Source organism: Microbacterium sp. PRC9 (assembly GCF_031844125.1).
GTDB lineage: Bacteria > Actinomycetota > Actinomycetes > Actinomycetales > Microbacteriaceae > Microbacterium.
The window spans coordinates 14,209-27,579 of sequence record NZ_JAUZUR010000003.1 but is presented as its reverse complement, the minus strand read 5'-3'; the positions used below and the strand labels follow the sequence as shown (position 1 = coordinate 27,579).

The window sequence follows — 13,371 nt, the reverse complement described above, 5'->3', positions numbered from 1 at the left end:
GGTCAGTGCCGAAACGGCGCGAGCCCGGTTGTGGACGATGGATGCCTTGCTCGTTGGTCCGGGGCGTTTCGTCTCGCTCGTTCCGCGCTCGCTCAGCGACCGAGAGGAAGGCCGCGATTTCCCGGTCGTTGAGCGAAGGGCGCTCTAGCGCCCGAAGACGAAACGCCTCGAGCGTGCGGGATGCTCAGGCACGTCCTCCTGGTCGCCCCCGGTCAGGACTCGGCGCGGACTGCGGCCTCGACCGCCCGGAGGCCGGTGAGGGTCTCGGCGAAGGAGGTGGAGAGCGGGGAGAGGCCGATGCGGAGTCCGCCCGGATCGCGGTAGTCGGGGATCACGTCCTCCGTCCAGAGGCGAGCGGTGACCGCGCGCATCGACGGGTGCGACAGCGTCACGTGTCCGCCGCGCTCGGCGGGATTCCGCGGCGACGCGACCGTGACCCCGAGCGGGGTGAGCAGCTCGTCGGCGACGCGCACGGCGAACTCCGTGAGTGCGATCGACTTCGCGCGCACGGCCTCGATGCCGACCTCCTCGAGCAGGTCGAGGGTGTCCTGCATCGCGAGCATGCCGACGATCGGCGGCGTGCCCGACAGGAAGCGCCGCATGCCATCGGCCGGCCGGTACTCCGGCCCCATCGCGAAGACGTCGGCCGCGCCCATCCACCCCTGGATGGGCTGGGCGAGCCGATCCTGCAGCCGCGCAGCGACGTAGGCGAACGCCGGCGAGCCAGGGCCGCCGCCCAGGTACTTGTACGTGCAGCCGACCGCGAGATCGAAGCCCCACGCGTCGGCCTCGACCGGCACGGATCCCGCCGAGTGGCAGAGATCCCACACGATGAGCGCGCCGGCGTCGTGCGCGATGCGGGTGAGGGTCGCAGCATCCGTCAGATATCCCGACCGGTACGCGACGTGCGACAGCAGCACGACCGCGGTCTCGGGGCCGACCGCCGCGCGGAGCGCGCCAGCGGACACACCGCCGTCGAGGTCGACGTCGATCCACCTGATGCGTCCGCCCCGCTCCGCGGCGATGCCCTCGACCAGGTAGCGGTCGGTGGGGAAGTTGTCGCGGTCGACGACGATCTCGACGCGTGCCGGATCCGCGGCGACGGAGGCGTCGAACGCGGCCCGCAGCAGCTTGTACAGCAGCACCGTGGTCGAGTCGCCGATCACCGTCTGGCCCGCCGCGGCGCCGATCGCCGCGCGCCCGACGGCGTCGCCGATGTCGAACGGCAGCTGCATCCACGACTCGTCCCAGCCGCGGATCAGGCGACCGCCCCACTCGTCCCGGACGAACGTGGCAAGCCTCTCGACGCTCGCGCGCAGGGGGCGCCCGAGCGAGTTCCCGTCGAAGTACACGAGCGAGGTCTCGGCTCCCACGAACGCGTCGCGGTGCGCGGCGAGGGGGTCGGCGGCGTCGAGGACGGATGCCTCGTCCTCGAGTCCGTGGGCCACCGGCGCCCCGGTCGGGTCAGTGGCCGTCATGGATGAGCTCCTCGGTGGGGACGACTGTCGCGCCCCGCAGCCACTCGGCGACCTCGTCGAGTTCGGTCGGCGGCGGGCCGGGGACGAAGGTGCAGACACCTGAGGGCGGGTCGGCGAGCGGCCACGGATCGGCCAGCGCCGAGATGAGAGCCGCACCGCGGATGCCCGCGCGGTCGAGCGCCGCGACCTCGTCGGGGTTGACGCCCACCGGCTGCTCGCCGTTGCCGAGGTCCGTGCCGTAGAGCACGCGTCCGCCCGCGGCGGCGAAGCCCGCGAGGTTCACCCGCGCGAACTCGGCGGCCTCGTCGTCGTCGCGGTGGATCGCGAGCGTCGAGATCCACACCTGGCCGGCGGCGACCGCGTGCGCGGTGAAGGTGCGTCCGACGAACTCGGTGAACGGCGTGTGGGCGAAGCCGTCGAGGCCCGCGTCGAGTGCGAGCTGCGGCATCCCATTGCCTTCCGCGTGTGCGACGACGGGCAGCCCGCGCTCGCGCGCGACCTCCACGATCGCGGCGAGCGCCTGCGCGTCGAGCACGGGACCCGCGACGCTGTTGAGTGAGGCCTTGATGACGGATGCCCCGAACGAGGCCTGCTCGTCGACCGCCGTCGCCGCGCCGCCGGCGACACCGGGGTGGGTCGACGCGTCCGCGATCTCACGGGCGATCTCCGCGGGTGCCCAGGTCCTGCCGACCGGGTATCCGCCGACCGCTGTGAGGAACGCGCCGGCATATGCCACGCGCGGAATGCTGTGGTTCCCCCGCCGTGCCAGTGCCACCGGGTCGCCGCCGAGATCGACGACGCCGGCGATGCCGCCTGCGGCCAGACCGCTCTCGTCGATGAGGTGCAGGTGCACGTGGTGGTCGGTGAACGGGGGCAGCGAGACTCCGTGCTCGCCGGTGATCGCCCGGTGGCAGAGAGCCGCATCGGCGCCGAGGAGTTCGCGCAGCGCGTCGGGATCGTGCGACATCACAGCTCCGTCCGCACGGCGTACAGCTCGGGGAAGAACGTGAGGTCCAGTGCGCGCTGCAGGAACGGCACGCCGCTCGAGCCGCCGGTGCCCGTCTTCAGGCCGATGATGCGCTCGACCGTCTTGAGATGGCGGAAGCGCCAGAGCTGGAAGTTGTCCTCGAGGTCGACGAGCTCCTCGCACGTCTCGTAGGCCGCCCAGTGGCCCTCCGGGTCGCGGTAGATCTCGGTGAGCACCGGCACGAGCTCCGGAGTGTAGGTCCACGCCTTCGTGACATCGCGCTCGAGCACCTCGGCGGGGATCGGGTAGCCCGAGCGGGCCAGCATCGCGAGGAACTCGTCGTAGAGGCTCGGCGCCTCGAGAGCGGCCGCGACGAGGGCGTGGGCGGCGGGGTCGGAGGCGAACACCCGCAGCATGGCGGCGTTCTTGTTGCCGAGCGTGAACTCGACGGCGCGGTACTGCGCCGACTGGAAGCCGCTGGCGTTGCCCAGCACGCCGCGGAACTGCCCGTACTCGGCAGGGGTCAGCGTCGCGAGCACCGACCACTGCTCGGTGAGGGTCTTCTGGACGTGCTTGACGCGCGCGATGCACTTGAGCGCGGGTGCGAGCTGGTCTTCGCGCAGCAGCCGGCAGGCGGCGCCGAGCTCGTGCAGCACGAGCTTCAGCCACAGCTCCGTGGTCTGGTGCTGCACGATGAACAGCAGCTCGTCGTGGTGCTCGGGGTTGCTGAGCGGCCGCTGGGCCGACAGCAAGGTGGCGAGATCGAGGTAGCCGCCATAGCTCATGCGGTCCTCGAAGTCGGTGACGACAGATCCCTCGATCGCCCGGGTATTGCGTTCGACGCTCACGGCCTCAGCCTAATGAGCAGGGGCGGTGCGGCGTCAGGCCCGAGACGCGATCAGCGGAGCCTCAGATGAGGGAGAGCTCGCGCAGCTTCGACTCGACGGCGGCGTTCGACGGCTCGACGTGGTGCGAGGCATCCGGGTAGACGACGACCGGGATGTTGGTGCGACCCGAGATGTCGCGGGCGACGTCCGCGGCCGCGGGGTCGGCGACGAGGTCGACGTAGGTGTACGAGATGCCGAGCTCGTCGAGCTGCTTCTTGGTGCGGATGCAGTCCCGGCACCAGTCGGCGCCGAACATCGTGATGGTGGAGGGGGAGGAAGCCGGGAAAGTCACCATCCCATTCTCAGCGATGGATCCTGGGTGGGCGCCGCACGCGCCGCCCACCCAGCTCCACCTTCACCAGCTGGTCGGCTTCGGCGGCTGGTAGGCCCACACGTCGAAGAACGTGGCGAGGTCCTGATGGGAGACCTCTTCCGAGAGTGCGATGAAGTCCGAGGTGGTTGCGGTGCCACCGCCGAAGCGCGCCACCCACTCCTTCGCGATGTCGAAGAACACGTCGTCGCCGACCTTCACGCGCAGCGCGTGCAGCAGCGCCGCGCCGCGGTTGTACACCGGCCTGTCGAACAGTCCGAACGGGCCGGGATCGGCGAGCACGGTGTTCCACGCGGCCTGCGAGGGCGAGTTCATCAGTGCGTTGAATCGCGCGGCGGCGGTCTGGCCACCGTCGTGCTCGGTCCACATCCACTCGGAGTAGGTCGCCCAGCCCTCGTTGAGCCAGATGTCGGCCCAGCGGCCCGGGCTGACCTGGTTGCCCATCCACTGGTGTGCGAGCTCGTGGGCGACGGTGCCCAGCGACGCCTGGCCCGAGAAGAACGACCGGGTCTGCGTCTCGAGCGCGTACGACACGGAGTCGTTGTCGACGATGGCGCCGTACGAGACGAAGGGATACGCGCCGTACAGGCCCTCGAAGAAGGTGAGCATCTCGCCGGTCCTGGCGAGGTTCGCGTACTGGCCCGGCTGCCGCGACTTGTCGATCGCGTCGATGATCGGTGTCCCGTTCGCGGCCGTGTACTGCTCGAGCCGGAAGTCGCCGACCGTCGCGGTCGCGAGGTACGCCGCCATCGGGTCGGGCGCGTTCCAACGCCACGTTGTCCTGCCGTCCGTGGTCTCCGACCCCTCGAGGAGTCCGTTGGCGACGGCGACGAGCCCCTCGGGCACAGTGATCTCGTAGAAGTAGGTCGCCTTGTCGGTGGGGTGGTCGCTCACCGGGAACCAGGTCGACGATCCATCGGGCTCGCTGACCACCATGGCGCCGTCGCGCGTGGTCACCCACCCGTAGAGGGCGTCCTCGATGTCGGTCGGACGGCCGGTGGTGCCGCCGTATGTCACGACGACGGTCGCGGACTGCCCGGTCTTGAGCTTCGGGCGCGGGGTCACGACGAGCTCTCCGCCGCCCTGCGTGAACGCCATGCTCTTTCCGTTCACCACGACTGACGACGCGCTCAGTCCGCGCAGGTCCAGGTTGAAGCGGTCGATGTCGGCCGTCGCGACGAGGTCGATGGTCGCCACCCCCGCCAGCTGCCCTTCCAGGGGAGCGGGTGCGGGCGCCGGCGGCGTGTAGTCGAGATCGAGGTCGTAGTGCTGCACGTCGATGCCGCCGTTGCCGGCGAGCGGGAAGTACGGGTCGCCTGCGCCCTCCGACCCCGGTGCGTAGCGGGGACCGAGCGCGCCGCCGGGTGCTGCGTTCGCCCCGGCGGCGCCGGCGAGCGAGGCGACGATGAGTCCGGCGGCGAGCGAGCCGAGGACGATCGACCTCGCGGTCCTCGTTGACGGGCGAGGGGACGGACGTGCGGGCATGGCAGCCTCCGGGGGGTCGGCGAGGGTTTTCGCCCAGCATCCTCGGCTTCCGCACGCGTGTCGAGAGGAGAATCGCCCCCCTGCGTTGACCGAGGGTCTCCCCTGCGTCTGCTGAACCCTGAGTGGACCATTCACCGACGCGTGGGAGGATAGCCCGCGATGCTGTTGTCGATCGTGGTTCCGACGTACAACGAGGCTCCGAACATCGCGGAGCTCGTCCGGCGTATCACCGCCGCCGTACAGAACCGTCTCGACGCCGAGATCATCTTCGTCGACGACAGCACGGATGCCACTCCCGACGTGATCCGCGAGGTCGCGGCATCCGCTTCCCTGCCGGTCCGGCTGATCCATCGGGATCGACCCGTGGGCGGCCTCGGGGGAGCGGTCATGGAAGGCTTCGCCGCTGCCGAGGCGGACGCGTGCCTCGTCATGGACGCCGATCTGCAGCATCCGCCCGAAGAGATCCCGGAGCTCTGGCACCGCTACTCGCGCGGCGACGTGGATGTCGTGATCGCCTCGCGCTACGCCGGCGGAGGCACCGCGGGCGGACTCGCCGACCGCACCCGGGTGATGGTGTCGAAGGCCTCGACCGCGGTGACGCGGGCGATGTTCCCCATCCGGCTGAAGGACGTGTCCGACCCGATGACGGGGTTCTTCCTCATCGATCGCCGCACGATCGACGCTGAGCAGCTGCGGCCGCGGGGCTTCAAGATCCTGCTCGAGATCCTCGCGCGCCGCCCGATGCGCGTGGCCGAGATCCCCTTCGACTTCGCCGACCGCCACGCGGGCGAGTCGAAGGCGTCGGTGCGCCAGGGGCTGCACTTCCTCACACAGCTGACCGCGCTGCGGTTCGGCAAGATGTCGCTGTTCGCCGTGATCGGCGGACTCGGCGCCATCGCCAACGTCGCGATCGTCTGGGCGCTCACCCACTGGGGCGTCGACTACATCGTCGCCGCGATCGTCGCCGCCGAGGTCACGATCGTCGGCAACTTCCTGCTGCAGGAGCGCTTCGTCTTCCAGGACATGCGCGAGAGCGCCTCCGGCGTGAGGCTGCGCTTCGCGAAGTCGTTCACGTTCAACAACGCCGAGGCCGTCATCCGCATCCCGATCGTCGCGATGATGGTCTCGACCGGGCACATCTCAGCGGTCGTGGCGACGGCGATCACCCTCGTGGTCGCGTTCTTCGTCCGCTTCCTCTTCCACTCGCTGGTCGTCTACGCGCCCCGCAAGGCCGGCGCCGAGGTCAGCCCCGCCCGCCGCTTCGTCGAGGACCTCGACCGCGAGGCGATGCAGCCCGGCGAGCTGTAGGGAAGCGGATGCTGCGGCCCGCGGCATCCGCTATCCGACAGGCGTGAGGCGCTCGCCGACCTGCGTGTAGCGCTCACCGGTGTCGGGGCACACCCACTGGTCGCCCTCGGGCCGCAGGGGCTTGCCCGCGCGCCCCACCCAGCCGACCCGGTGCGCCGGCACGCCGACGACAAGGGCGTGGGGCGCGACGTCTTTCGTCACCACGGCGCCCGCGGCGACCAGCGCCCATTCGCCGATCGTGACCGGGGCGATGCAGACGGCCCGGGCGCCGATCGACGCTCCCGTGCCGATGGTGACGCCCACCCGATGCCAGTCGTCCTCGGTCTTCGGGGTGAGGTCGGGATTGACCGCCCGCGGGAACTCGTCGTTGGTGAGCACGGCGGCGGGGCCGATGAAGACGCCGTCGCCCAGACGCGCCGGCTCGTACACGAGGGCGTGGTTCTGGATCTTGCACCCGTCGCCGAGCACGACGCCCGGGCCGATGTAGGCACCTCGGCCGATGTTGCAGTCGGCGCCGAGCACCGCGTCCTCGCGGATCTGGGCGAGGTGCCAGACGCGTGTTCTGGCGCCCAGCCGGGCACTTTCGGCCACGTCGGCGGACGCCTGGATCGTCGTGGAATCGCCCATCGTCCTCTTCCCCGCTTCGCCGCTCGGGTTCCATTGTGCGTCGTGATGCAGTTATACTGCGCGCGGGACCCTCCGCGGGCACTGGGGAAGTATCGCACGCGGATGTCTTCTCAGCCGGTCACCCGAAGGCCGACGGGAAGGCAGCACCGACGAGGGCGTCGGGAACAGGGAAGCAATGGGGAACAACCAGCCTTTGGCGTCGGTTCCGCCCGCATCACGGACGTACCGCACGAAGCTCGTCACTTTCGCTGCGCTCGCAGCACTGGTGACCGCGCTGCTGATCGCGCTACCGCCGGGTCCGCAGGCGCGCGCGGCGAGTCCGTGCGGGGCGAACATCAACCCGATCGTGTGCGAGAACCAGAAACCGGGTACGAGTCCCTCGGAGTGGGACATCAACGGCGCCGGAGACTCCACGATCCAGGGCTACGCGACCGACATCTCGGTCAATGCCGGACAGAAGATCGACTTCAAGGTCGACACCAACGCCTCGGCGTACAGCATCAAGATCTACCGGACGGGCTGGTACCAGGGCCTCGGTGCGCGCTTCATCACGTCGGTGCCCGTCACGGCGACGCTGCCGCAGCGGCAGCCGCAGTGCGTCACCGATGTGGCGACCGACCTGTACGACTGCGGCACGTGGAAGGTGTCGGCGTCGTGGAACGTGCCCGCCGATGCGGTCTCGGGCGTCTACATCGCCCTGCTGGAACGCGCCGACAACGGCGGTGCCAGTCACATCATCTTCATCGTGCGCAGCGACAGCAGCACGTCCGACGTCCTCTTCCAGACGTCCGACACGACGTGGCAGGCGTACAACATCTACGGCGGCGCCAGCTTCTACCAGGGCGGATCGGCCGGCCGCGCGCTCAAGCTCAGCTACAACCGTCCCTTCTCGACACGGGACTGGCAGAGCGGACGCGACTTCTACTTCAGCTCGGAGTACGCCACCGTCCGATTCCTCGAACGCAACGGCTACGACCTCTCGTACATCGCCGGCGTCGACACCGACCGGCGCGGTGCCGACCTCAGGAACCACAAGGTGTTCCTCTCCGTCGGGCACGACGAGTACTGGTCGGGAGCCCAGCGGGCGAACGTCGAGGCGGCGCGGGACGCAGGCGTGAACCTGCAGTTCCTCTCGGGCAACGAGATGTACTGGCGGACGCGCTACGAGGCGTCGATCGACGGCTCGCAGACGGCGTACCGCACGCTCGTCTCCTACAAGGAGACCTGGGGCAACAACAAGATCGACCCGAGCACGGAGTGGACGGGCACCTGGCGGGACCCGCGGTTCGCTACGCCCGCACAGGGCGGCCGGAGCCCCGAGAACGCCCTCACCGGGACGATGTACATGGTCAACGACGACGACCTCGCCGTCACCGTATCGAGCGAGGAGGGCAAGCTCAGGCTCTGGCGCAACACGAACCTCACCTCGCTCGCCTCGGGCACCCGCGCGGCGCTCGCCCCCCACACCGTGGGCTACGAGTCGAACGAGGACGTCGACAACGGCATGCGACCCCCCGGGCTCATCCGTCTGTCGACCACCACCGGCTCGGTCCCGCAGTATCTCGTCGATTACGGGAACACGGTGGTGGCCGGCAGCACCACCCATCACACCACGCTCTACCGTGCGGCGAGCGGAGCGCTCGTGTTCTCCGCCGCCAGCATCCAGTGGGGGTGGGGCCTCGACCAGACGCACGACGGGAACGGCGCAGCCGCCGACTCGCGGATGCAGCAGGCGCAGGTCAACCTGCTCGCCGACATGGGGGCCCAGCCGGGCTCGCTGATGTCGGGACTGGCGGCGGCGACGAAGAGCACCGACACGACCGCGCCCACGACCACGATCACGACGCCGACGGCGGGTCAGAGCATCGCGCACGGCACGAGCGTCACGATCACCGGCACGGCATCCGACGTCGGCGGCAGGGTGGCCGGTGTCGAGGTGTCGACCGACGACGGCAGCACGTGGCACGCCGCGACGGGCACGACCTCCTGGAGCTATACGTATCTGCAGCAGGGCTCGGGAACCGTGACGCTGCGCGCCCGGGCAGTCGACGACAGCGCCAACTTCGCGACGGCCGCCGCGACGCGCCAGGTGACGGTCACCGGGCCGTTCTCGGCCTTCGGAGCGCTGACCCCGTCGATTCCGTCGGCCGACGACACCCAGCCGGTGGAGCTCGGTCTGCGCTTCACGCCGGAGTTCGACGGATACATCGCCGGAGTGAGGTTCTACAAGGGCGCCGCGAACACGGGACAGCACTCCGGATCGCTGTGGGACGCGACAGGCGCCAAGCTCGCCGGGGTCGCCTTCGGCACGGAGACGGCGACGGGATGGCAGACGGCCGAATTCACCGCGCCGGTGCAGGTGTACGCGGGCCAGGAGTACACGGTCTCGTACACGGCACCCCGGGGCGGCTACTCGATGCAGGCCCGGTTCTGGCCGTACACGTCCAAGACGTCGCCGATCACCGTGAGCTCCGCGGTGGGGGCGGCCGCCGCCGGTGTGTACGGCGTCGCGGGGACCAGGCCCACCAGCACGTGGAACGAGTCGAACTACTTCGTCGACGTGCTGTTCACGAAGTCCGACACGTCGCCGCTGCGCGTGCTCACGCGAGTTCCGGCCGCGGGCGTGTCGAGCGTGCCCCTCACGACCGACGTGCGGGCGACCTTCACCCGAGCGGCGGACCCGGCGACGGTGTCGCTCACGGTCACCGACCCGGGCGGGCAGACGGTCACCGGCACCACGACCTACGACGCCGCGGCGAGGACGGCGATCTTCACGCCGGCGCAGAGCCTGGCGCCGAAGACGACCTTCACCGTGGCGATCTCCGCGGCCGACCCGAACGGGGTCGGGCTGGAATCCGGTGCAGGGTGGAGCTTCACCACGCAGGACGTCGACCGGCCGGCGGGCGAATGCCCGTGCTCGCTCTTCCCCGAGAGCCGGGTGCCCGCGGTGATCGCCGCGAACGACAGCGACAGCGTGACGCTCGGAGTGAAGTTCACGGTGTCGACGCCGGGGACGATCACCGCCGTCAAGTTCTACAAGGGCCCGGGGAACGGCGGCGCCCACACCGGCGCGCTCTGGAGCGCGAGCGGCACGAAGCTTGCCTCGGCGACCTTCACCGGGGAGTCCACACAGGGATGGCAGGTCGCGCAGCTCGACACCCCGGTCACGGTCGAGCCCGGCACCACCTACGTCGCGTCCTACCTGGCGCCGCAGGGGCACTATGCGGCGACGGCGGGCGGATTCTCCGCCGCCTACGCGCGAGGTCCGCTGGCGGTCCCCGCCTCCGGTGCGGTGTTCACCTACTCGAGCGGATTCCCGTCGTCGACGTCCACGACGGACTACGGCGTCGACGTGGTATTCGCACTTCCCACCGATGTGCCGGTCGTGGTCAGTCGTACGCCCGACGTCGACGCGACGGGCGTCGCGCCGGGCACGACCGTGAAGGCCACGTTCGAGGAGACCGTGCAGTCCGCCTTCTCCGGTTCCGTGACCGCGGACGGCGTCGAGGTCGCCGGCACGTGGGCCCGCGACGCGTCGCAGAAGACGCTGACGTTCGCACCCGGTGCGGCCTTCGACGCCGGAGCCCGCGTCGTGGTGACGCTCACCGGGGTCAGGAGCGCGTCCGGCACGCCGGCCCCGCCGATCACCTGGGCGTTCACGATCGGCGGCGGTGCGGCCGCGATCACGTTGTTCAGCACAGCGACGCCGGTCGCGGTCGACACGGACGCCACGGCGGTCGAGCTCGGCATGGCGTTCAGCTCGACCGAAGCTGGACGCATCCGGGCGATCCGGTACTACAAGCCCGCAGGGGCGACGGGAACGCACGTCGGCTCGCTGTGGGGGCCGAACGGACAGCGCCTCGCGCAGGTGACCTTCACCGCCGAGACGGCATCCGGTTGGCAGCGCGCGGTGCTCAGCACTCCCGTCGCGATCGTGCCGGGCTCCGTGTACACCGTGTCGTATTACGCCCCGGCCGGCCGGTACGCATACACCTCGCAGGGGTTCGCCGCACCCGTGGTGAACGGGCCGCTGACGGGGCTCAGCCCCGACAACGGGCGCTATCGGTACGGCACCGGCGGCACGATGCCGACGTCGACCTGGAACTCGTCCAATTACTTCGTGGACGTCGAGTTCGTGGGCGACGTCGGACCGTCCGTCGCGATCGAATCGGTGTCGCCCGCCAGGGACGCCGTCGACGTCGCGGTGACGGCCAACGTGCAGGTGACACTCACCGCGGACCCCGGCACGCGGTCCGTCGCGGTCGCGGTCGTCGGACCCGATGGCGCGGTCGCCGGCACCTCGACGTACGACGCCGCCGCGCGCCGCATCACGTTCGACCCGGTCGACCGGCTCGCGAGCGCGACGACGTACTCGGTGTCGGTCACGTCCGACGGCGCCGCCGTCGACACGTGGTCGCTCAAGACCGCGGCGGCGGTGCAGTCGCTGTTCGGCACGACCGCCCCGCAGGGCACCGTCACCGACACGGCCCCGATCGAGGTCGGCACCGTCTTCCAGGTCGCCGAGGCGGGCTCGGTGACCGCGATCCGGTTCTACAAGGCCGCCGGATCGACGGGTACGCACCGCGGAACCCTCTGGAACGCCGCGGGCGAGGTCCTGGCGCAGGTGGACTTCACGAACGAGACCGCCTCGGGGTGGCAGCGGGCACAGCTGTCGGCCCCCGTCACCGTCCAGCCCGGCACCGTCTACACCGTGTCGTACTTCGCTCCTGCCGGGGTCTACGCCTACACGAGCGCCTACTTCGCACAGGAGCGCACGGTCGGCTTCCTCACGGCGCCGGCGACGACCAACGGCCGCTATCTCTATACGGTCACCGGCGGACTGCCGACCGAGTCGTTCAACGCCACCGCGTACTTCGTCGACGCAGAGGTCGACTTCAGTGGGGGCCAGACGCCTCCGCCGCCGCCCGCGCTCACGAGCTTCGCGCCGGCGGCCGGCGCGACGGGGGTCGATCCTGCCACGGCCGTCGTGTCGGCGAACGTCTCCAACGCGACGACCGCATCGATCCAGGTGACGACGGGCGGCGCGGCGGTCGCGGGCAGCTCGACGTTCGACAGCGCAACGGGCGCGGTGGTCTTCACGGCGACGCCCGCGCTGCAGCGGGGGAGGACGTACATCGTCGCGGTCACCGCCAACGGCGCCCCCGTCACCGGCGGAACATGGTCGTTCACGACGCGCCCGGCAGTGGCCATCTCGTCGACGTCCCCGTCGGCGGGCCAGACCAATGTCGACCCGGCGGTCACGACCAGCGTGTCGGCGACGCTCACGAACGCCGCTTCGGCGTCGCTCGCGCTCACCACGGGCGGCACCGCGGTCCCCGGCACGTCGAGCTACAACGCCTCGACCGGCGTGGTGACGTTCACGCCTTCCGCTCAGCTCGCCTGGGGCCGTACCTACGCGGCGACCGTCACCGGTGACGGAGCGGCCGTCGGCACGGGATGGTCGTTCTCGACGCTGCCCGTCGCGACGCTGACGTCGACGACGCCGGCTGCCGGGGCGGCGAACGTAGACCCGGTCACGGCCAGGGTGACCGCGACGCTCGGAAGCGCACTCTCGGCTGCGATCGCCGTGAGGCTCGGGACGACGCCCATCGCGGGGACGTCGAGCTTCAACGCCACGACCGGCGTCGTCACCTTCACGCCCACCGCGCAGCTCGACTGGGCGAAGACCTACACGGCGACCGTGACCGGCAACGGCACGGCGGTGACCAACGGCACATGGTCGTTCACGACGGTGGTCAAACCCGACCAGGTCAGCCTCTTCACCACCGGCACGCCCGCCAACGCCAACGCCAACGCGGGGCTCGCGTACCAGGTCGGAACCCGATTCCGTACGAGCGCGCCGGGCGTCGTCACGACGATCCGCTACTACAAGGGCAACCAGAACAACGGAACGCACACGGGCTACTTGAGGAGCGCGAACGGCACCGTTCTGGCCACGGTGACGTTCCGCAACGAAACCTCGTCCGGCTGGCAGACGGCGGTGCTGTCGTCGCCGGTGCGGCTGACGATCAACACCGAGTACCGCGTGACGCTGCTCAACTCCTCGGGGCGCTACGCCGTGACCAACGGCGCGCTCGCATCTCCCGTGACGGTGGCACCGCTGTCGACGGTCGCCAACGGCGGCGTTGCGGGCTTCGGATCGGGCAACCCGGCGATCACCAACGGCAACAAGTACTGGGTCGACGTCGTCTTCGATCCTGACAACTGAACTTTCGACAGATGAGGTGAACGCCTCGTAGCGAGCTGAACGCTCCGGTTGGGGGACCG

The 13,371-nt window shown here is 70.3% G+C and carries 8 protein-coding genes; 2 read left to right on the top strand and 6 right to left on the bottom strand.

Annotated elements, in window-relative coordinates; all coding sequences use genetic code 11:
* Positions 1 to 212 precede the first annotated feature (212 nt).
* The 5 genes from Q9R33_RS07145 to Q9R33_RS07125 form a co-directional block, all read right to left on the bottom strand.
* Positions 213 to 1,478 carry an aminotransferase class V-fold PLP-dependent enzyme gene (locus Q9R33_RS07145; RefSeq protein WP_311293290.1) on the bottom strand — a complete coding sequence of 422 codons (1,266 nt, stop codon included), beginning with the start codon at positions 1,476 to 1,478 and terminating at the stop codon, positions 213 to 215.
* Positions 1,465 to 2,445, bottom strand: coding sequence for a hypothetical protein (locus Q9R33_RS07140; RefSeq protein WP_311293289.1), 981 nt, complete (start codon positions 2,443 to 2,445; stop codon positions 1,465 to 1,467). The genes Q9R33_RS07145 and Q9R33_RS07140 overlap by 14 nt, the downstream gene beginning before the upstream one ends.
* Positions 2,445 to 3,293 carry a tryptophan 2,3-dioxygenase gene (gene kynA / locus Q9R33_RS07135; RefSeq protein WP_311293288.1) on the bottom strand — a complete coding sequence of 283 codons (849 nt, stop codon included), beginning with the start codon at positions 3,291 to 3,293 and terminating at the stop codon, positions 2,445 to 2,447. The genes Q9R33_RS07140 and kynA overlap by 1 nt, the downstream gene beginning before the upstream one ends.
* 61 nt (positions 3,294 to 3,354) lie before the next feature.
* Entirely contained in the window at positions 3,355 to 3,627 is a 273-nt protein-coding gene (locus tag Q9R33_RS07130) for a glutaredoxin domain-containing protein (RefSeq protein ID WP_311293287.1), read from the bottom strand.
* A gap of 60 nt (positions 3,628 to 3,687) precedes the next feature.
* Positions 3,688 to 5,148 carry a M1 family metallopeptidase gene (locus Q9R33_RS07125; protein WP_311293286.1) on the bottom strand — a complete coding sequence of 487 codons (1,461 nt, stop codon included), beginning with the start codon at positions 5,146 to 5,148 and terminating at the stop codon, positions 3,688 to 3,690.
* Positions 5,149 to 5,307: 159 nt separating this feature from the next.
* Here Q9R33_RS07125 and Q9R33_RS07120 point away from each other — a divergent pair, with 159 nt between their 5' ends.
* Positions 5,308 to 6,456 (top strand): glycosyltransferase, encoded by a 1,149-nt coding sequence (locus tag Q9R33_RS07120; protein ID WP_311293285.1) that lies wholly within the window; start codon positions 5,308 to 5,310, stop codon positions 6,454 to 6,456.
* Positions 6,457 to 6,486: 30 nt separating this feature from the next.
* Here the strand turns inward: Q9R33_RS07120 and Q9R33_RS07115 are convergent, their stop codons facing one another.
* Positions 6,487 to 7,083 (bottom strand): DapH/DapD/GlmU-related protein, encoded by a 597-nt coding sequence (locus tag Q9R33_RS07115; protein ID WP_311293284.1) that lies wholly within the window; start codon positions 7,081 to 7,083, stop codon positions 6,487 to 6,489.
* Positions 7,084 to 7,258: 175 nt separating this feature from the next.
* Between Q9R33_RS07115 and Q9R33_RS07110 the strand changes: the two genes are divergently transcribed.
* Positions 7,259 to 13,312: a DUF4082 domain-containing protein gene (locus tag Q9R33_RS07110; protein WP_311293283.1), complete on the top strand. Its 6,054-nt coding sequence runs from the start codon at positions 7,259 to 7,261 to the stop codon at positions 13,310 to 13,312.
* Positions 13,313 to 13,371: the final 59 nt, after the last annotated feature.

Excerpts from the sequence above, each read along its gene's own strand:
- Q9R33_RS07145 (WP_311293290.1), bottom strand. The coding sequence starts at position 1,478 with ATGACGGCCACTGACCCGACCGGGGCGCCGGTGGCCCACGGACTCGAG.
- Q9R33_RS07140 (WP_311293289.1), bottom strand. The coding sequence starts at position 2,445 with ATGTCGCACGATCCCGACGCGCTGCGCGAACTCCTCGGCGCCGATGCG.
- Q9R33_RS07130 (WP_311293287.1), bottom strand. The coding sequence starts at position 3,627 with ATGGTGACTTTCCCGGCTTCCTCCCCCTCCACCATCACGATGTTCGGC.
- Q9R33_RS07125 (WP_311293286.1), bottom strand. The coding sequence starts at position 5,148 with ATGCCCGCACGTCCGTCCCCTCGCCCGTCAACGAGGACCGCGAGGTCG.
- Q9R33_RS07120 (WP_311293285.1), top strand. The coding sequence starts at position 5,308 with ATGCTGTTGTCGATCGTGGTTCCGACGTACAACGAGGCTCCGAACATC.
- Q9R33_RS07115 (WP_311293284.1), bottom strand. The coding sequence starts at position 7,083 with ATGGGCGATTCCACGACGATCCAGGCGTCCGCCGACGTGGCCGAAAGT.
- Q9R33_RS07110 (WP_311293283.1), top strand. The coding sequence starts at position 7,259 with ATGGGGAACAACCAGCCTTTGGCGTCGGTTCCGCCCGCATCACGGACG.